The organism is Agrobacterium sp. CCNWLW155 (assembly GCF_036888815.1).
Taxonomy (GTDB): Bacteria; Pseudomonadota; Alphaproteobacteria; order Rhizobiales; family Rhizobiaceae; genus Agrobacterium; species Agrobacterium radiobacter.
Genome location: NZ_JBAKFW010000008.1, coordinates 52,751 through 70,298, shown reverse-complemented (window position 1 = coordinate 70,298; position 17,548 = coordinate 52,751). Strand labels below are relative to the sequence as shown.

Annotated in this window: 18 protein-coding genes; 10 read left to right on the top strand and 8 right to left on the bottom strand. The window is 56.6% G+C overall.

The genetic code is table 11. From position 1 onward, the window contains the following. Positions 1-67: 67 nt before the first annotated feature. Genes V6S97_RS21190 through V6S97_RS21170 form a run of 5 tightly spaced genes read right to left on the bottom strand, consistent with a single transcriptional unit; the run spans position 68 to position 5,411 of the window. A complete protein-coding gene (locus V6S97_RS21190; RefSeq protein ID WP_334427740.1) occupies positions 68-1,597 on the bottom strand; it encodes a sugar ABC transporter permease in 1,530 nt (509 codons plus the stop codon). A gap of 60 nt (positions 1,598-1,657) precedes the next feature. Then, the gene (locus V6S97_RS21185; protein WP_020808147.1) at positions 1,658-2,539 is read right to left on the bottom strand and encodes a carbohydrate ABC transporter permease; all 882 of its coding nucleotides are present in this window, start codon (positions 2,537-2,539) and stop codon (positions 1,658-1,660) included. Between the two features lie 11 nt (positions 2,540-2,550). After that, on the bottom strand, positions 2,551-3,480 hold the full coding sequence (locus V6S97_RS21180) for an ABC transporter permease (protein WP_060727473.1): 930 nt from the start codon (positions 3,478-3,480) through the stop codon (positions 2,551-2,553). After that, on the bottom strand, positions 3,477-4,592 hold the full coding sequence (locus tag V6S97_RS21175) for an ABC transporter ATP-binding protein (protein ID WP_080865401.1): 1,116 nt from the start codon (positions 4,590-4,592) through the stop codon (positions 3,477-3,479). Before V6S97_RS21175 ends, V6S97_RS21180 begins: the two co-directional genes overlap by 4 nt. Before the next feature lie 30 nt (positions 4,593-4,622). Further along, on the bottom strand, positions 4,623-5,411 hold the full coding sequence (locus tag V6S97_RS21170) for a GntR family transcriptional regulator (RefSeq protein ID WP_307008641.1): 789 nt from the start codon (positions 5,409-5,411) through the stop codon (positions 4,623-4,625). Positions 5,412-6,200: 789 nt separating this feature from the next. Here V6S97_RS21170 and V6S97_RS21165 point away from each other — a divergent pair. From V6S97_RS21165 to V6S97_RS21125, 9 genes are all read left to right on the top strand, one after another. After that, the gene (locus V6S97_RS21165) at positions 6,201-6,608 is read left to right on the top strand and encodes a low affinity iron permease family protein (protein ID WP_307008638.1); all 408 of its coding nucleotides are present in this window, start codon (positions 6,201-6,203) and stop codon (positions 6,606-6,608) included. A 102-nt stretch (positions 6,609-6,710) separates the two neighbouring features. Further along, positions 6,711-7,328: a flavodoxin family protein gene (locus V6S97_RS21160; RefSeq protein WP_307008636.1), complete on the top strand. Its 618-nt coding sequence runs from the start codon at positions 6,711-6,713 to the stop codon at positions 7,326-7,328. Between the two features lie 280 nt (positions 7,329-7,608). Beyond that, a complete protein-coding gene (locus V6S97_RS21155) occupies positions 7,609-7,926 on the top strand; it encodes a hypothetical protein (protein ID WP_087747281.1) in 318 nt (105 codons plus the stop codon). Positions 7,927-7,952: 26 nt separating this feature from the next. Beyond that, positions 7,953-8,561 carry a general stress protein gene (locus tag V6S97_RS21150; RefSeq protein WP_087747279.1) on the top strand — a complete coding sequence of 203 codons (609 nt, stop codon included), beginning with the start codon at positions 7,953-7,955 and terminating at the stop codon, positions 8,559-8,561. A 67-nt stretch (positions 8,562-8,628) separates the two neighbouring features. Next, complete coding sequence (gene catE, locus V6S97_RS21145; RefSeq protein WP_334427691.1) at positions 8,629-10,776, top strand: catalase C; 2,148 nt, start codon at positions 8,629-8,631, stop codon at positions 10,774-10,776. A 47-nt stretch (positions 10,777-10,823) separates the two neighbouring features. Continuing rightward, positions 10,824-11,324 (top strand): YciE/YciF ferroxidase family protein, encoded by a 501-nt coding sequence (locus tag V6S97_RS21140; protein WP_020808138.1) that lies wholly within the window; start codon positions 10,824-10,826, stop codon positions 11,322-11,324. Between the two features lie 76 nt (positions 11,325-11,400). Then, complete coding sequence (locus V6S97_RS21135; RefSeq protein ID WP_334427690.1) at positions 11,401-12,060, top strand: DUF6766 family protein; 660 nt, start codon at positions 11,401-11,403, stop codon at positions 12,058-12,060. A gap of 9 nt (positions 12,061-12,069) precedes the next feature. Beyond that, positions 12,070-12,696 (top strand): cysteine hydrolase family protein, encoded by a 627-nt coding sequence (locus V6S97_RS21130; protein ID WP_307008632.1) that lies wholly within the window; start codon positions 12,070-12,072, stop codon positions 12,694-12,696. Between the two features lie 32 nt (positions 12,697-12,728). Further along, on the top strand, positions 12,729-12,926 hold the full coding sequence (locus V6S97_RS21125; protein WP_307008631.1) for a hypothetical protein: 198 nt from the start codon (positions 12,729-12,731) through the stop codon (positions 12,924-12,926). 21 nt (positions 12,927-12,947) lie between these two features. Here V6S97_RS21125 and V6S97_RS21120 read toward each other — a convergent pair whose 3' ends face one another. After that, positions 12,948-13,178 (bottom strand): hypothetical protein, encoded by a 231-nt coding sequence (locus tag V6S97_RS21120; RefSeq protein WP_307008629.1) that lies wholly within the window; start codon positions 13,176-13,178, stop codon positions 12,948-12,950. 446 nt (positions 13,179-13,624) lie between these two features. On the opposite strand from V6S97_RS21120, the gene V6S97_RS21115 reads away from it, so the two are divergent. After that, entirely contained in the window at positions 13,625-14,149 is a 525-nt protein-coding gene (locus V6S97_RS21115) for a sigma-70 family RNA polymerase sigma factor (protein ID WP_020808132.1), read from the top strand. Here the strand turns inward: V6S97_RS21115 and treZ are convergent. Beyond that, on the bottom strand, positions 14,109-15,734 hold the full coding sequence (gene treZ / locus V6S97_RS21110; RefSeq protein ID WP_334427739.1) for a malto-oligosyltrehalose trehalohydrolase: 1,626 nt from the start codon (positions 15,732-15,734) through the stop codon (positions 14,109-14,111). The two genes, V6S97_RS21115 and treZ, sit on opposite strands and share 41 nt — an antisense overlap. A gap of 20 nt (positions 15,735-15,754) precedes the next feature. Next, entirely contained in the window at positions 15,755-17,494 is a 1,740-nt protein-coding gene (glgA, locus tag V6S97_RS21105; RefSeq protein WP_334427689.1) for a glycogen synthase GlgA, read from the bottom strand. Positions 17,495-17,548: the final 54 nt, after the last annotated feature.

The window sequence follows — 17,548 nt, the reverse complement described above, 5'->3', positions numbered from 1 at the left end:
CTCTAACTCCTATGAAAACAGAAGGGAAAGGATGGCGGCCACAAAGCCGCCATCGTCGTCGGGGGATTTATTGCGCCGCTTTGTACTGGCGGTCATAGGCGGATTGCATCATCTTGATGACCTCGTCGTAACCGAGGGCAGTGAGGTGCTTTTTGTAGGCGTCCCAACCGGTATCGACGTCCTGCGCGCCGAGGATCCAGGTCTGCTGCATCTCAGTCATGTAGGTAAGGATGCTTGGCCAGTAGCGGTCGAAGGTCGCCTTTTCCTCGGCGTTCAGGGAAACACCCATGAACTCGTCCTTGAGGCAACTGCACTTCTCATACATGTCGATGCCTTCAAGCGCGATCTTGTTAGTCCACTGGCGTTCATATTCGTAGTCCATCCAGTACCCGCGCGGGATCGCCGCACCGACTGCCCACAGCTGGGCATTCACCGGATCCTTGTTGTCGAGGATTTCCTTCTTGAACTGCGGCTTGCCGTCGACCATCTCGTAGGTCAGACCCTCGACGCCGAAATTCGACAGGATTCGGCCCTGCTGCGAGAACCAGAAATCGAAATATTTTATGGTTTCGACCGGGTATTCATTGGTCGCCGAAATAGCCCAGCCAACGGGCTGGACACGCAGCCGACGGGAGTCCTCGAACCGCTGGCCCGAGACCGTCTTTGGCGGCAGCATCGGCTTCAGTGCGAAGCCGTCGATCTTCGGCGACAGGGCGTCGTTATAGGTCGAGGTACTGGCGAACCAGTCATGCGTCATGCCGCCGAGATTGTTGCCCAGAAGATATTCACGCGAGCGAGCGCCGCGGGTGAAAATCTCCTTGTCGATCAGGCCTTCCTTGTACCATTTGGCGACATTGGAAATTCCGGTCTTGTAGTTTTCCTCGGCCCAGGGATGACGCAGTTGCCCATCATAAACGGCAAAGTCGCCATAACGTTCGGACCCGGACACGCGCGCACCCCACAGGTTGATGAGGCGGACGGCATCGATTTCCTCACGGGCAAAATAAGGAACTTCATCTTTGAGGCCGTTGCCGTTCGGGTCCTTGTCACGAAAGGCTTTCAGAACCTCGTAGACCTCTTCCGGCGTTTCCGGCTGCTTAAGGCCGAGCTTGTCGAGCCAGTCCTGGCGGATGAACCAGCCGCGCGAGAACTTGCCATCGGGCACATAGGGAATGAAATAAAGCTTGCCATCCGGTCCGGAGATGGCGTTGCGGATCTCCTTGTGGCTGTCGAAGAATGCCTTGAGGTTGGGGGCATTTTCCTCGATCAGGTCATCGAGCGGAATGAATGCGCCCTCCAGCCCGTAGCGAATGAAGTCTTCCTTCAGCCCGCCGGTGGCGTCGCCACCGACGATGTCAGGAAGGTTACCTGAGGCGATCAGAAGGTTGAATGCATCGCGGCTGCTGGTGGTCGCCAAGGACGCCACGTTGCGGACATGGATGTTGGTGATTTCCGCGGCCTTCTGCTCGACGGGCCATTTTTCCGAGTAGACGTATTTGTCGCGGAAGTGGAAATGGATGGTGAGCTCGAGCGGATCCTCGGAAATTTTCCCTGAATCCTGCGCCGATACCGGCAGGGAAAGGGTTGCGGCTGCCATCAACGCCAGTAGGGGCGCGCCTTTTCGTAGTGCTCTCACAGGTTCTCCTCCCTTGTGCTGCTACTCTTTCACTCCGCCCAGCAGAATTCCTTTGGTGAAATACTTCTGCGCGTAGGGGTAAATGATGAGGACGGGAATGATGGAAGCGATCATGATCGCTGATGTCACCGTCTCGAACGAATAGTGGGCGGTGAGCAGGCTCGAGGCGAATTCGTCGTTCGAGTTCAGATCGACGATCACGCGCTTCAGATAGACCTGAAGCGGGATCTTTTCCTCGCCGCGCAGCAGTACCATTGCCCAGAAGTAGCCGTTCCAGCGCGAAACGATGCAGAACAGCGCAACGGTAACGATTGCCGGTTTGGAAAGTGGAATGAACACCTTCCACAGCAGCTGCAATTCGCTGGCGCCATCCATTTTGGCGGCTTCTTCGAAGGACTTCGGCACGGCCTCGAAAAAATTGCGCAGCAGAATAACATTGAAGGCGTTTGCGGCAAAGCCGAGGATGATACCGAAGCGGCTGTCGAGAAGTCCAAGATCGCGCATGTTCAGAAAGAAGGGGATCATGCCGGCGTTGAACCACAGGGTGAAGGCAATGGCGATGTTGAAGAAGGTGCGGCCGCGCAGGCGCTTGCGCGAAAGGGCATAGGCCCCGGGGATCATTATCAGCAGGCTCATCAGCGTGCCGCCGAAGGTGTAGATGAAGGTGTTGCCATAGGCGACCCAGAACATCCTGTCGGACAATACCCTGTCGTAGGCGGCAAGCGTGATATCGACCGGCCAGAAGGTGACGCGGCCAGCCGTGACGGCGGCGCCTGAAGACAACGAGACTGACAGCACATAGATGAAGGGATAAAGCGTCGACAGGACAAAGAGGCCCAGAAGAATGGCATTTGCCCAGCCAAAAATCCGGTCGCCGCGAGAATACAGATTAAAGTTTGCCATGTTTCAGCTCCTCACCACAGCGACGTCGACGAGACTTTTCGGCTGATGCGGTTTGCCGAATAGACGAGGACAAAAGCGATGACCGCGTTGAACAGTCCGGCGGCCGTTGCAAGATCGTATTGGGTGCCCTGCAGGCCGGTGCGATAGATGAAGGTGGAAACGACGTCCGCTGTCTCGTAGGTGGATGGGCGATAGAGCAGAATGATGTATTCGAACCCAACCTCGACCAGATTGCCGATGCGGATGATCAGCATAATCACGATTGTCGGCAGAATGCAGGGCAGGGTAATCCGCCACATCATCTGCCAGCGCGATGCCCCGTCCACCCGTGCGGATTCATAGAGCGTCGGGCTCACGCCGGCGATGGCGGCGAGATAGACGATGGATTCGAAGCCCGCCTCTTTCCAGACCGACGAGCCTATATAAATCGGACGGAACCATTCCGGCTGGGTCAGGAAGTAGACCGGTTCAAATCCAAGGCCTTTCAGCAGAAGATTGACGATGCCGATCGAGGGCGAGAGGAAATTGATGACGATGCCGGCGACGATCACAACCGAAATGAAATGCGGCAGGTAAACAACGGTCTGCGCCCAGCGGCGGGCAACGACACTTTGAACCTCGTTGAACATCAGGGCCAGTATGATGGGGACGGGAAAGGCGAAGATCAGGCCAAGGCCACTGATCTTGATGGTGTTCCAGAAGGCGCGGATGAACATGTCATTGTGAAAGAGCTCCGCAAAGTTTTCAAAACCTACCCACGGGCTCTTTGCAATGCCGCGAAAGATCGAGAAGTCCTGAAACGCGATGACCAGCCCGTACATGGGCTTATAGAGAAAAACGGCGAACCAGATGAGCATTGGCGCCAACAGCAGATAGAGCTGCCAGTCGCGGCGCATGTCTTCCTGAAGATTGTGAAGGCGCCCTTGAAATCCCTGTTTCATGGTCGCGCTCCATCTCGATCTTTGAGCGATCTGCCGGTCGCGGCATCGAAGACATGGACGCGCGCTGTATCAATGGAAAGCCGGCTGACGCCAGCGAGCGCATGATCGCCATAGAGGGTTTCCGCCTTGGCGATAAACGGCTGGCCATCCGCCGTTCCATGCAGCAGCGCTTCAGCCCCGAGAGGCTCCACCAGGTCGACGCTGCAATTGAGAACCTCACGACCCTCGCCAGCTTCTACCGACAAGATTTCCGGCCGCAGGCCGAGCTGGACGGTCTGCCCTTCCGTTGCATTCTTCGCAAAGGCATCGGGAATACTGAAGCGCTGCCCTGAGCCGCCTGGTAGCCTGACCTTCACCGTGCCATCGTGCTTTTCGATCATTCCATCGAGAAGGTTCATCGGCGGCGAGCCGATGAAGCTCGCGACAAATGTGTTTGCCGGTTCGAGAAACACCTCCATCGGCGAGCCGACCTGTTCGATATGGCCGCCATTCATGATGACGATGCGGTCGGCAAGCGTCATCGCCTCCACCTGGTCGTGGGTGACATAGATGCTGGTAGCCTGCATTCGCTTGTGCAGCAGCTTGATCTCGGCGCGCATATGGGTACGCAGCTTGGCGTCTAGATTGGAGAGGGGTTCATCGAACAGGAAGATTTTCGGCTGACGCACGATGGCGCGGCCCATGGCGACGCGCTGGCGCTGGCCACCGGAAAGATCGGCCGGCTTGCGGGCCAGATATTCGGTAAGCCCCAATATCTGCGCGGCTTCCGCAACGGCCTTGTCGATGACGGCTCGTTTCTCGCCCCTGACGCGCAGGCCGAACGCGATATTCTCCGCCACGCTCAGATGCGGGTAAAGCGCGTAATTCTGGAATACCATGGCGACATCGCGGTCTTTCGGGGCGATCTTGTTGACCACGCGGCCGTCCATCGAGACCGTGCCATCCGAAATATCCTCCAGCCCGGCGAGCATGCGCAGCGTGGTGGACTTTCCGCATCCCGAAGGACCAACGAGGACAACGAATTCCTGCGGCTGTATGGAAAGATTGATACCATGGACGACTTCAAGGGCACCATAGCGCTTGACGACGTCGTTGATTTGAACTGCAGACATGAAAGGCCCCTCCTCAAAAGCCTTGAATGTTCAGTCAGGCGTCTTCGGCCCCCGTGAAGCGCGCTTCCTCGTGACGCGCGTGTTGACCTGCTCGATGAAGGTCCAGATTTTCGGGTTCCTGGAGAGTTCCGCGATTTTGGTTTCGAGTGATCCGAGGTGGCGCTGGACGGCTTCGCGTGCCGCTTCGACATCGCCTGACTCAATTCCATCCACGATTGCCTCGTGTTCCTCGATAACCTTTTCTGTGCGTCTGACTGCAAATACGCGCTTCAGATGCCGCATGCGGTCCATTTCGCCCTTGGCCTGGTTGACAACACTCCACGCTCCCGGAAGACGAGCGGCCGCAAAGATGTTCTTGTGGAATTCCTCGTCAAGCAGGAAGAAGTTTGTGAATTCTTCGTCTTTGGCAGCAATGCGCTGATTTGAAAGGCAGGTCTTGAGGCGCGCAATGTCTTCGAGCGAATGACGTTTGGCTGCCTCTATGACCGCGCCCTCTTCCAGTTTGAACCGTATGAAGCAGGCTTCCATATACCGCTGCACATCGATCGGCGAGATGTACGTACCACCCTGCGGAACAACAGTGACGAAGCCCTCTTCAGACAGACGGATGATCGCTTCGCGTACCGGCGTTTTGCTTACATTCAAGAGGGCGGCGATCTCTTTTTCTGACAGTGCGCGTCCTGGAAGCAGCTTGACTTCCACGATCAGCTTGCGGAGCAGCGCATGGATCCGGTTGGTCATGTTGCCGCCCTTCGGTAGCTCGCCAGGCGTGACGAGCTCGACCAAGGGCAGGGATGGAAACTCGTAAGTTTCAGACATATCAAATCCATAACTGAGATATCAGATTAGTTTCTGACATATCGGCATTGCCGGGCCGTGTCAAGCGATCCGTCCAGAGCAAATATAGAGCGGGTGATACCAGGGGCGTGGGTAATCAGTTTGAGGAGCAGAGTGCACGGACAGCACAGACTTCGTGAAGCTTGCGAAATGGCGACGAATGACCCAGCGAGCTCGATATTCATGCTCAGTTTCGGGGCAAGTCGACGATATGGCGCGGCGGATTAAACCGAAATGTCACACCCGTTGCGCATCAGTCGCGAGCAAACGAAAGGGTCCCCGGTGATGGGACTTTACTTTCCCGTCGATGTTACGGAGGTCTTTCCAGCCCCCCAACAATGCTCAGGTCCAGTTTTCAAACCTCAGCCAGAAGAGCGTCACAAGCCAGGCAAGGAGATCAACATCAAAGATGCGGGCAAAAAGCCGGCTCGAGGTTCCATCCCGCTTAGAAAACCACCACATGTCCTGCTCAAAGCAGACTGGCCGTGTATTTTGGTTATACCTCTGTTGCAGGCACTTGCGTTCACTTCTCCCGCTTTCGATTGCCCCAGAAACACCGACAACTCTCAGCCGTTGATTTAGCTTTGTCCTCAAAACATAAATGAAGTTGGAAACTGCTTATGTTCGCCTGCCGCTAACCGCGGAACCTTCGTGTGCTTCCTTTGTTAGTGGAACTAAAACACGGCGCATAATGCGGAACCGGTCATTTTTTGGCGGAAAGACAGGTGCGTTTTGCGTCGTCCCCGGTGTCAGCGGCGAGGTCAGCGCGCTATGAACAAGTTCTTCACAAATTTTGCGAGCCGCACAGCGTCGTTTTCCGGTTCGTCCACTGCGTTTGTCGTCGCGCTCGGCACAATTATCGTCTGGGCGGCAAGCGGGCCGCTGTTCGAATTTTCGGAAGTCTGGCAACTGGTCATCAACACGGGCACGACGATCGTGACATTTCTCATGATTTTCCTCGTGCAGAACTCGCAGAACCGGGATTCTGCAGCGATGGAAGCAAAGCTGGACGAACTGCTGAGGGCCGTAGAGCAGGCACGCGCAGATTTTATCGGGATCGAGCATCTCACAGAAGAAGAAATCGAGGATATTCGCGCTCGGCTGGAAAAGGAAAACGGATCTAAAGGCGAGAAGCCTTCTCCCCATCACGCCATGACGCGATTGCTTTCCCGGCGTTAGGTCAGTCGTTTTTTCTCATAGAGGCGGCGGTGGCCGTGTGCTGTCGCCGGACAGGTCACCCAAAACCAACTGCGACAAAGTTCGCTGAAAGAAGGAACTGCCGTGTCTCTCACGGCTCTGGCATTGAATGCGACACTCAAGTCTTCCACGTCGGCGGAACCATCGTCGACGGAAAGAATACTGGCATTGATCCTTCAGGAACTCGGCAATCATGATGTGCAAACCGAGATAGTCAGGCTTGTTGATCATGACATCAAGGCTGGCGTCACGTCCAACGAGGGCGAGGGGGGCGCCTGGCCGGCCATCCGCGAAAAGATCCTTGCTGTCGATATTCTTCTGATTGGAACACCGATATGGCTCGGGCAGCCCTCGAGCGTGTGCAAAAGAGCATTGGAGCGCATGGATGCATTCCTGGACGAAACCGATGAACAGGGACGTATGGTTTCATACGGAAAGGTCAGCGCCGTCGCGGTTGTGAGAAATGAGGACGGCGCTCATCATGTGTCGGTGGAACTTTTCCAGTCCCTGAACGATGTCGGCTTTACCGTTCCCGCAAATGCAGTTGCCTACTGGGTTGGGGACGCAATGGGTTCGAGGAATTTCGTCGATCTCGATGAAACGCCTGATGCCGTTAAAACCATGGTCACCATGCTTGTCCGCAACACAGTACATCTGGCTCGGCTTCTGAAGAACAGTCAATATCCGCGCGGTGAGTCCTGAGAGCGTTTGGGCTCACTCTGCCGGCTCTTCCTCGCTCCTGGTCACAAAGGGGCCGCGTGTAAAGGCGCCTGTCACCCTTTTGTACCGTGCCCGGCCTGATGTCACCACTACGGCGGTCGTCACCTAAGGCGACATTTCCCCTGCCAATAATTATTTTCGGAACTCTCTGCGCGTCTGCTGGTTCGAAGGACGTTCATGCCGGCCCGAGACTGGTTTCCCTCGGAGCAATCTCCCGAAAGGGAGGCTCGCAATCCATGATCATAGCGGAGGAAAAATCCAAATGAAGAAAACTGTTTTCGTTGCGTTGCTTGTCGGTGGCGGTGCGCTGTCGGCTTTCGCCCAGCAGGCTCCAACCGCCAACCCGGGTGGCGATACGCCGGCTGTCGCCACACCAAACGCCAATAATCCCACGGCTCCGGTGGAGGGTGCCAACAGCTTCACCGAAGCGCAGGCCAGACAGAGAATGGAAGATGCCGGTTACACGCAGGTCAAGGACCTGACGAAAGACGACAAGGGTGTGTGGATGGCATCGGGCATGAAGGGCGGCAAGACCGTGGCCATAGCGCTCGATTATCAGGGCAACGTCGTCGCCAAGTGAGGCGCGCGGGATTTGGGAGAAGTGACATGAGAACCTTGACTGGACTTTTTGATGATTATGATGATGCAAGCGCCGCTGTCTCCGAACTGGAGAGAGCAGGCGTGCCGTCAAGTGATATCAGCGTCGTGGCAAGCAACGCCGACAGACGACATGCAGAAGATTCCGATTCCAACGCTGCGGAGGGCGCAAGCACCGGTGCGGGCATCGGCGCACTTGTCGGTGGTGCCGGCGGCCTGCTGACGGGGCTTGGATTGATGGCTATCCCGGGAGTTGGGCCGGTGGTAGCAGCGGGCTGGCTTGCCGCGACCGCTGTAGGAGTAGCGGGCGGTGCCGTCGCCGGTGGCGCTGCTGGCGGGCTGATCGGAGCCATGACCCGCTCGGGTGTTTCCGAAGAGGACGCCAATTTCTACGCGGAGGGGGTGCGCCGGGGCGGTACGCTCGTAACCGCACGCGTGGAAGACAATCTCGTACCGGAGGCCGAAGCCGTGCTCAAGCGGCAAGGCTGGGTCGATCCTGAAGAACGCCGTGCCGCCTATCGTGAACAGGGCTGGACGGGTTTCGATGAAATGTCGAGGCCCTATGCGCCGGAAGACGTTGAGCACGAGCGTAGCCGCTATCGCCGCTCGGCAATTTGACGAGACCGCCCGCCATCCAGGGGCGTGGTCCGCCATCGCCCCCGGTCAACGCCTTGCAGGAGCTAACATGGCCCAAAAACCAGATTCCACCTCATCATCATCCGGCGCCGCCACCATTCACGACCAGAAGCTTGTTCGGGGGGCAGGTGGGGAACTGCACCAGACTGCATCCGGCGACGATCCCGTGCTGACGACCGCCCAGGGTGGGCCAGTTGCGGACGACCAGAATTCGCTTCGGATTGGTCCTCGCGGGCCGCTCGTTGTGGATGATTTTCATTTCCGCGAGAAAATCTTCCACTTCGACCATGAGAGGATTCCCGAACGCGTTGTTCACGCCCGCGGTTATGGCGCGCATGGCTATTTCGAGACCTATGAATCCCTTGCCGCTCACACCAAGGCTGATCTGTTTCAGCGGGCGGGTGAAAGGACTCCCGCTTTTGTGCGGTTCTCGACGGTTGCCGGCAACAAGGGCTCGGCCGACCTCGCGCGGGATGTGCGCGGTTTTGCCGTGAAGCTCTACACCAAGGAGGGAAACTGGGACCTCGTCGGCAACAACATTCCGGTATTCTTCATTCAGGACGCGATCAAGTTTCCGGATCTCGTCCATGCTGCCAAACAGGAACCCGATCGCGCCTTTCCGCAGGCGCAAACGGCGCATGATACCTTCTGGGATTTCATTAGCCTCACGCCCGAAAGCATGAACATGGTCATGTGGATCATGTCCGACCGGACCCTTCCACGTTCCTTCCGGTTCATGGAAGGGTTCGGTGTGCACACTTTCCGCTTCGTCAATGCGAAGGAGCAATCGACCTTCGTGAAATTTCACTGGAAGCCGAAGCTCGGGTTGCAGTCGGTGGCGTGGAACGAGGCGGTCAAGATCAACGGCGCCGATCCCGATTTTCACCGGCGTGATCTCTGGACCGCGATCCAGTCAGGAAATTTTCCGGAGTGGGAACTGCAGGTTCAGCTTTTTGACCAGGATTTCGCCGACAGCTTCGATTTCGACGTTCTCGACCCCACCAAGATCATCCCCGAGGAAATACTTGCGCCGAAACCGGTCGGACGTCTCATCCTCGACCGCATGCCGGACAACTTCTTTGCCGAAACCGAGCAGGTGGCGTTCATGACCCAGAACGTTCCGCCCGGCATAGATTTCAGCAATGATCCGCTGCTGCAGGGAAGGAATTTCTCCTATCTCGATACACAGTTGAAGCGGCTCGGCGGGCCCAACTTCACGCACCTGCCCGTCAATGCGCCCAAGTGTCCTTTCGCAAATTTCCAGCAGGATGGCCATATGGCGATGCACAATCCGGCAGGACGCGCCAATTATCAACCGAACTCCTTCGGGGAGGGACCAAGGGAATCGCGCATGCGTGGTTTCCAGCATTTCCCCGCTGAGGAGCAGGGCCCCAAGGCAAGGTTGCGGCCGGAAAGTTTCGCCGATCACTACAGTCAGGCGCGCCAGTTCTACATCAGTCAGACGCCGGCCGAGCAACGCCATATCGCATCGGCGCTCACCTTCGAACTCAGCAAGGTGGAAACGTTGGTCATTCGTGAGAGGATGGTTTCGCATCTTCTCAATATCGACGAAACGCTTGCCGCGACCGTGGCACAGAAGCTCGGCTTTCCGACCATGCCGAAACCGGCAGACGCGGCCATGCCCACCCGTCAGGATCTCGATCCGTCGCCGGCGCTCAGCATCGTTCAACGGGGTCCCAAACGGTTCGAAGGTCGCAAGCTCGGCATTCTTATCGCCGATGGCGTGGATGCTAAATTGCTAAAGGGGCTGACCCAAGCGGTAACAGCCGAGAAAGCCGTCTTCGAGTTTATCGCGCCCAAGGTTGGCGGTGTAACTGCATCTGACGGCACCTTTATCGAGGCACATCACATGATTGATGGCGGCCCTTCGGTGCTTTTCGATGCGGTGGCGCTGCTGCCATCGGCAGCGGCCATCGATGAGCTGATCAAGGAGGCAACCGCCCGGGATTTCGTTGCAGACGCGTTCCAGCACTGCAAATTCATCGGTTACGACCAGTCGGCGCTGCCGCTACTGGAAAAAGCGGGAATTGCAGATGCCATGGATGAAGGGGTGCTCCCCTTGCCGGGCGAAGGGGGGCTAGCGGCTTTCGTGTCCGAACTCGGCAAGCTGCGGGTCTGGGCGCGCGAGCCGTCACTCAAACTCGGCAAGGCCTCTATTCCTGTCAATAAGCAATGAAGAAACCCTGACTCCCACTCACCAACCAAAGCAACAGGAGACTAAAAATGGCTGAGAAGACATTGGAAGACCTTTTCCTCGATACGGTAAAGGATATTTATTTCGCCGAGCGCCAGATTCTCAAGGCGCTCCCGAAGATGGCACGCGCTGCACAGTCGGCGGATTTGAAGGCCGCATTTGAAAAACACAGGGACGAGACCGAGGTCCATGTGGAGCGTTTACAGAATGTCTTTGAACTGCTCGGAAAGCCGGCGCGAGGCAAGACCTGTGAGGCGATCCAGGGCATCATCGCGGAAGGGGAGGAGATCATGGAGGAATTCAAGGGCTCGCCAGCGCTCGATGCCGGGCTGATTTCTTCGGCCCAGGCGGTGGAACACTACGAGATCACCCGTTACGGCACTTTGAAAACCTGGGCGGTTGAACTCGGCATGAAAGAAGCAGCCAAGCTGTTCGAACAGACACTGGGCGAAGAAAGCGCAACGGATACGGCTCTTTCCTCGCTTGCCCAGGCACGTGCCAACATCAAGGCCAAATCCAAGGCGGCATGATCCGCCACACGGACGTGCCGCTTAAACCGGCGGCACGTCCGGTTTTGCCGTTGTCTCTTTCATGCGAGGCTGAACCATGAGGCTGTTACGCGACAATGGATTGACGATTGTCCTTGTCCTGACTTCCCTGTTAACGATTGGTGGCATGCTCGCGACCGGCTGGGCTGTTTACAACGAGGAGCTTGTGCAGCATCAGGCGACGCCGCTCACGCTTTTTTCTTACGCAAAGAGCGGCCATTTTCTTTCCGCCCTGTTCGAAAACTGGGAGAGCGAATTTTTGCAGATGTCGGCGTATGTCATGCTGACCGCTTTTCTGTTTCAACGAGGCTCGTCCGAATCCAAAGACCCCGACGAGCCAGCGTCACAGGATGAAGACCCTGCGCAAAAAGCAGATGATCCCGAGACACCCCGGGCAGTGAGAGCAGGGGGATTTATCCGCGCCATCTATTCCTACTCCTTGGGGCTTGCCCTGTTCTTCCTTTTTATTGTCAGTTTTGTCTTGCATCTGAAATACAGCGCCGACGCGGCTGCTTTGGAGGCTGCCATGCACGGCGATCCCGAGACAACGCTGTTTGCGCATCTGGGAAGTGGAGAGTTCTGGTTTGAATCGTTTCAGAACTGGCAATCGGAGTTTCTTTCGACCGCCGTTCTTGTGGTTCTTTCGATCTTCCTGCGCTTCCGTGGATCACCGGAATCGAAACCCGTTGCCGCGCCTCACAGTGAGACCGGCGGATAGGGAGGAGGAATGATCGAGTTTTCTGCGGAGGGAGACTGGCGGCACCTGTGCGTCGATATGCAGCGTGTCTTCGCTGAAGATACGCCATGGCATGTCGAATGGATGGACCGCATCAGTGAAGAGGTAGAGGCTGTGGTTCAGGGCGACCCCGAGCGATGCATCTTCACCTGTTTCGTGCCGCCGAGGTCTGTAGAGGAGGCCCCCGGTGCGTGGCGAGCTTATTATGAAAAATGGCCGATGATGACACAGCAGGCGCTGGCTCCCGAACTCATCGGGGTTATCCCCTCGTTATCGCGCTACATCCCGCCCGCCCGCATCTTCCGCAAAAGTGTCTATTCGCCGTGGCAACATGGAGGCCTGGGCGAAATCCTGCGGCAGGAGCAGGTTTCGACCCTGGTGATTACCGGCGGGGAAACAGATGTCTGTGTTCTCGCTACCGTTCTTGGGGCGATAGACCAGGGTTTTTACGTCATTCTGGTCGAGGATGCACTTTGCAGCGGACGGGATGCGACACACGATGCAGCCTTGAAGCTGCTCTCGGATCGTTTTTCAACGCAATTGCAGGTATGCGATACGGCAACGCTTCTTGTAGCGCTCCCATCGAAGAAAGGAACAAGACTGCCTGAGCGAAGTTAGGCCACCTGTTCCCGCCACCCGGAGATCAAGCGATGACCGAAACAGTTGATCATCAAACCAGCAACAGCCTGAATATCGAAGCCGCGACCCCGAAGGTAATCAAAATCATTGTGGGCGAGCGCACGGTACTTGAGGGTGTCCTCAACACCGGCAGCGTTCTGACGGTCAAGACACGAGAGGGCGCCGAATCTCAATCCATCGAACTCACGATCGACGACCTGGCGCAGTAGGGTAGGGACTTGGGACCGGGGTTAACCCCTGAAATCACCCTCGTTAATGTCTCGCTCGTCGTAGTTCAAATCCCAGTCTTTTTCGGGCTTTTTGGCACCGGGCGGCAGCTTGTTGGCTGTTGCGTCGTCAGACCCTGTGATTACCCTCGGCTTTGCGCTCACGACGCCGTTGTTATCAGAGGTTTTTTTGCCGCGCGCAAATTGCGGTTCGCTGTCCTTGTGAATCTGCTTCAGCTTTTCGTCCTTTTTCATGGTATCCTCCTTGGTCCTTTACTAACCGTTTTCCCGCGTCACTGTTCCCTCAAAGCCCTTGTCAGGCTGGAACCGCCTTCAGATGCCGCAGTTAGATCCCGGGATAGATCCGTCATTCCCGGATCCACAAGCGGAGATAAAGCGATGAATCGACCAGACGAAGATACCAAGCCAGAACCCGGTACAGATGATGCCCGCTCCGGCGATGGCGACGAAAGCCGCCAGGACAGGGAACAGACGAGAAAAAACGCGGAGCATATGATCGAGCGGAGGCAGCGGAGGCACCCAACCGGCGGCCCGGAAAACGCCTGATCAATTGTGGGGCTGGGAGCGGTTCAACTGTTCGGATCCCGACGCCGGGACAGTTACTGATTTTGCGATTGTACGTTGGCGTACGGCAACCAAGCGTCTCGCGAGACATTTGCCCATCGTGAAAGGATGGAAAAATGGCCAAGCACGCTGTGAGTGGAGTTTCCGGAGACAAATTGAGTGACGCGCAGCTGGAGGCGTTGCGCGTCGGTATTGCAGATCTTGCACCGGCCTTGACGGCTTTTGCCCGCCGCTTCGTCAGAAATGAGGAAGATGTCGATGACCTTGTTCAGGAGACGATGTTGCGGGGGCTTCGAGCTCTGCACGGTTTTACTCCCGGCACGGCGTTAAAATCGTGGCTTTTCACCATTTTGCGCAACACTTTCTGTACCCGCTACAAGGTGTCGAAACGCGAATGCATCGGTTTGCCTGTCGGTATCGAACAAATCATGTCTACCCCTGCTAGCCAGGAATGGCGTGTGCAGCATCAGGAAGTGATGCGGGCGATTCGCGATCTCGACAGGGATCAAAAAAGAGCTCTGCTGCTTGTGGCCGAAGGGACGAGTTACTCCGATGCCGCGGCTATTTGCGGTTGCCGGGTAGGCACCATCAAAAGCCGGGTCAACCGGGCAAGGGAATCGCTACGGCGCAATCTCGAATGAGCGCGGGTTCGACCGCAAATTGCGCCCCATAACCTTTGTACCGCATGTCATCGATGCTGCCATGCAAATGAAAGATTTCTCCCTTTACCGGCGGCAGCTCGCATGTATCTGCCGAAAGGTTTGCCCTCATTTGCAGCCGTCCCGTTTTGAAATACCAGTCGATTGCAAGGCCTTGAAGGCTACACTCAAGGAAAACACCTTTCTCGAAATGTGAGCAAAGAAGAGGCCAGATGTGATGGCGCCGTTTTGAAAGTAACGCGGCCATCCTCGCCCTCGCCAGTCTTCCGTCTGTGTTTTCTGCCTCCTGCCAGTTCAATGTCGAAAGCTGCATCGTGCGGGGATCGTTAGGGTCCCGAACCACCTGCCGGGCATCGGGCGGCAGGTTTCCTTGAAAAATTTCCGCCTGTTTAAGCCGGTTTTTTATTTCCTGTTCCTTATCGTGATCCGGATGGTCGGAGAAGAAGAAAAAAGGGTTGGCCGAGCCGTGGTCATCGCCCATGAAGATTAATGGCGTCTGCGGGGAAAGGAGGAGAATTGTTTCGAGCGTCATGAAGAGAGACGGCGGAATAAGGGCACGCAGCCTTTCACCCCGTAGCCGGTTTCCGGCCTGATCATGGTTATGGAGAAAATTCACAAATCGTTGCGGCGGCAGATGGCCGCTTGGCTCTCCACTGCTCGCGAAATCCCGTGAAGGGCGTGGTTCTCCCTGATAGACAAAACCGGTCGCAAGCGATCGGCGAAGCTTGTCACGGGGCCGTATCGCGAAGTCACCATAGACGCCGCCGTCTTCATTCGTCGTCGCAACATGGATGACGTGGTGCCAGTCGTCGTTCCACTCCGCATCAATCAGCACCGTGCCATCGGCGGCGGGTGTCATTGGCGAGGCTGCGTTTCTCGCGTCCTCTATAACGAGATGGACATTCCTGCCTTTTATAGTTTGTCTCACTTCCAACGCCAGCTCAATGAGGAAATCGACGTCCTCATCGCTGCCGGCGAGATGATCGGCAGCATCGATCCGCAATCCGTCAAAACGATAGGTTTGAAGCCAGTATAATGCGTTTTGAATGAAGAATGACCGGACCTCGGATCGGTTAAAATCCGGCGCGGGACCCCACGGCGTCGCATCCTTTTTGAAAAATGTGGGCACATACTCTTGAAGCGCGTTTCCGGCGGGGCCGAAGTGATTATAGACGACATCCAGCAGCACCATGATTCCGTGACCATGGGCTTTATCGATGAAGGCCCTTAGCTCGTCGGGAGAGCCGTAGTCCCGTTGCGGGGAAAACTGCAGGACGCCGTCATAACCCCACCCGCGATTTCCGGCAAACGTCGCGAGCGGCATAAGTTCGACCACGGTAATTCCGATGTCGTTGAGATATTCAAGTTTACCTGCAGCGGCCGCACAGGTGCCTTCGGGTGTAAAAGTTCCGACATGAAGCTCATAGACGATCGTTTCGTGCCAGGGCCGACCCTCCCAGTCCTGGTTTTTCCAGACAAAGTCATGGTTGACGATCAGGGATGGGCCAAGCGGGCCTTCTTGCTGCTGATTGGAAGCTGGATCGGGAACCCTGTTTCCATCGGCCAGAACGAAGCAATAGTGATCGCCTACAAGGGAGTTTTTTTGATGTGGTGCCAGCCGTCACCGGTTCTGTGCATGTCGAATTCCGCATCGTTAAGCCGCAGTTTTACGGCGGCTAGTGCGGGTGCCCAGATGGTAAAATCCGTTTCCCCGGAGTGATTGCGCTGCGCCCCCATTCGCGATGATTCACTGCCTTCATCACCAGAGCCTCCCATTGTCAGTGGCCAGACCTGTTGATGATCCTGCTGTCGCCTGTCGCCTGTCGCCTGTCGCCTGTCGGCTCGTCTCTTTGCAAAAGTCTCCGGCCTGATGTCAGCAACGACATCCGTTCCACGCTTGCTGTCGCGAACAAGGCTTTCGAAAAGCGCCATATATTGCGCAGCACTCTTGTCCCACGAAAAATTGGCCTGCATGGCCTGTGTCTGAAGTCGCCTGAAAAGTTCCCGGTCATTATAGGCGTTAATGGCTCGATCAAGCGCGGCACGCAGATCGTCCTCATTTCCCGGCTCGAATTGAAAGCCCGTTGCCACTCCCGCTTCAATGGCTGCATCATTCGCATCGATGATGGTTTCCGCCAGCCCACCCGTGCGGCTGACGATGGGCAGCGCGCCGTATCGCAGGGCATATAGCTGTGTCAGCCCGCAGGGTTCGAACCGTGAAGGCTGGATGATGAAGTCCGAGCCGGCCTGAATCATATGCGCCAGGCGCTCATCGTAGCCGATATGGACACAGACCAGTTCCGGATAACGTTGTGCCAGCGCACGCAAGCTGTCTTCCAGTGCCGTGTCACCCTCTCCGTGAATGATCAGCCGCCCTTTTTGTGCAATGATAAGGGAGACGACCTGAGGGAGGAGATCAATACCCTTTTGCCAGGTCAGACGGCTAACCACGCCGAACACAGGGCCTTGGGTCGGGGCTAGGCCAAGGGCCCGAAGCAAGGCATATTTGTTGAGGCTCCGTCTTGTCGCCGTGGCAGCCGTAAAATTTGCGAGAATGTAGGGATCTGTCGCCGGATTCCAGACGTCCTGATCGACACCGTTGACGATGCCGCGCAGGTCGTCTCGCCGCCTGGCAAGCACGCCATGCATTCCCATCCCCATTTCCGGTGTCAGGATTTCTCTTGCATAAGTCGGACTAACTGTCGTTATCGCCGATGCAGTCGTCAGGCCGCCCTTCAAAAATGACATGTCACCGTAATATTCAAGGCAATCGACAGTGCAGAGGTGCGGAGGCAGTCCAAGCATACCCGCCCGCTCCAGCGGATACTGTCCCTGAAATGCGAGATTGTGAAGGGTTAGAACGGAAGCTACCGCCGGCGTCGAATCGGCGAGATAAACGCAGGTCAAAGCCGTGTGCCAATCATGGACATGGACAACATCCGGCTTCCAGCCGTCAATGGCGCCGAGGGCTATTTCCGCCGCTACCTTGGACAGAACCGCAAAGCGTAGATCGTTGTCGGCAAAAGGTTTACCTTTTACGCCATAGGGATGTCCGTCTCTGTCGAAGAGGCTTGCCGCTTCAAGAAGCAGAAGCTTGTGACCATCGGAAACAACGGAATAAAGCGATACCGGCTGCTCCAGAATATTGGCAACCAGACACGGCTTCTGGCCGCGGACAAGCGGCGTGAGCCTGCGGTAGAGGGGTAGTAATGTCCGAACATCCGCCCCCTGTCGTTCCAGTGCCTCCGGCAGAGCGCCCGCGGCATCGGCCAATCCGCCGGTTTTTACGAAGGGAAACATTTCGGCCGTAACGGCAAGAATCCGCATTTGGCGCCTCCGGGAACGCATTGATTTCAGACTGTGGGGAGCCCGGAAACAGGT

Coding starts and splice junctions, on each gene's coding strand:
- glgA (WP_334427689.1), bottom strand. CDS start 17,494: ATGCGGATTCTTGCCGTTACGGCCGAAATGTTTCCCTTCGTAAAAACC.
- catE (WP_334427691.1), top strand. CDS start 8,629: ATGGCCCAAAAACCAGATTCCACCTCATCATCATCCGGCGCCGCCACC.
- V6S97_RS21190 (WP_334427740.1), bottom strand. CDS start 1,597: ATGGCAGCCGCAACCCTTTCCCTGCCGGTATCGGCGCAGGATTCAGGG.
- V6S97_RS21120 (WP_307008629.1), bottom strand. CDS start 13,178: ATGAAAAAGGACGAAAAGCTGAAGCAGATTCACAAGGACAGCGAACCG.
- V6S97_RS21175 (WP_080865401.1), bottom strand. CDS start 4,592: ATGTCTGCAGTTCAAATCAACGACGTCGTCAAGCGCTATGGTGCCCTT.
- V6S97_RS21115 (WP_020808132.1), top strand. CDS start 13,625: ATGGCCAAGCACGCTGTGAGTGGAGTTTCCGGAGACAAATTGAGTGAC.
- V6S97_RS21155 (WP_087747281.1), top strand. CDS start 7,609: ATGAAGAAAACTGTTTTCGTTGCGTTGCTTGTCGGTGGCGGTGCGCTG.
- V6S97_RS21185 (WP_020808147.1), bottom strand. CDS start 2,539: ATGGCAAACTTTAATCTGTATTCTCGCGGCGACCGGATTTTTGGCTGG.
- V6S97_RS21135 (WP_334427690.1), top strand. CDS start 11,401: ATGAGGCTGTTACGCGACAATGGATTGACGATTGTCCTTGTCCTGACT.
- V6S97_RS21130 (WP_307008632.1), top strand. CDS start 12,070: ATGATCGAGTTTTCTGCGGAGGGAGACTGGCGGCACCTGTGCGTCGAT.
- V6S97_RS21125 (WP_307008631.1), top strand. CDS start 12,729: ATGACCGAAACAGTTGATCATCAAACCAGCAACAGCCTGAATATCGAA.
- V6S97_RS21140 (WP_020808138.1), top strand. CDS start 10,824: ATGGCTGAGAAGACATTGGAAGACCTTTTCCTCGATACGGTAAAGGAT.
- V6S97_RS21150 (WP_087747279.1), top strand. CDS start 7,953: ATGAGAACCTTGACTGGACTTTTTGATGATTATGATGATGCAAGCGCC.
- V6S97_RS21180 (WP_060727473.1), bottom strand. CDS start 3,480: ATGAAACAGGGATTTCAAGGGCGCCTTCACAATCTTCAGGAAGACATG.
- V6S97_RS21165 (WP_307008638.1), top strand. CDS start 6,201: ATGAACAAGTTCTTCACAAATTTTGCGAGCCGCACAGCGTCGTTTTCC.
- V6S97_RS21170 (WP_307008641.1), bottom strand. CDS start 5,411: ATGTCTGAAACTTACGAGTTTCCATCCCTGCCCTTGGTCGAGCTCGTC.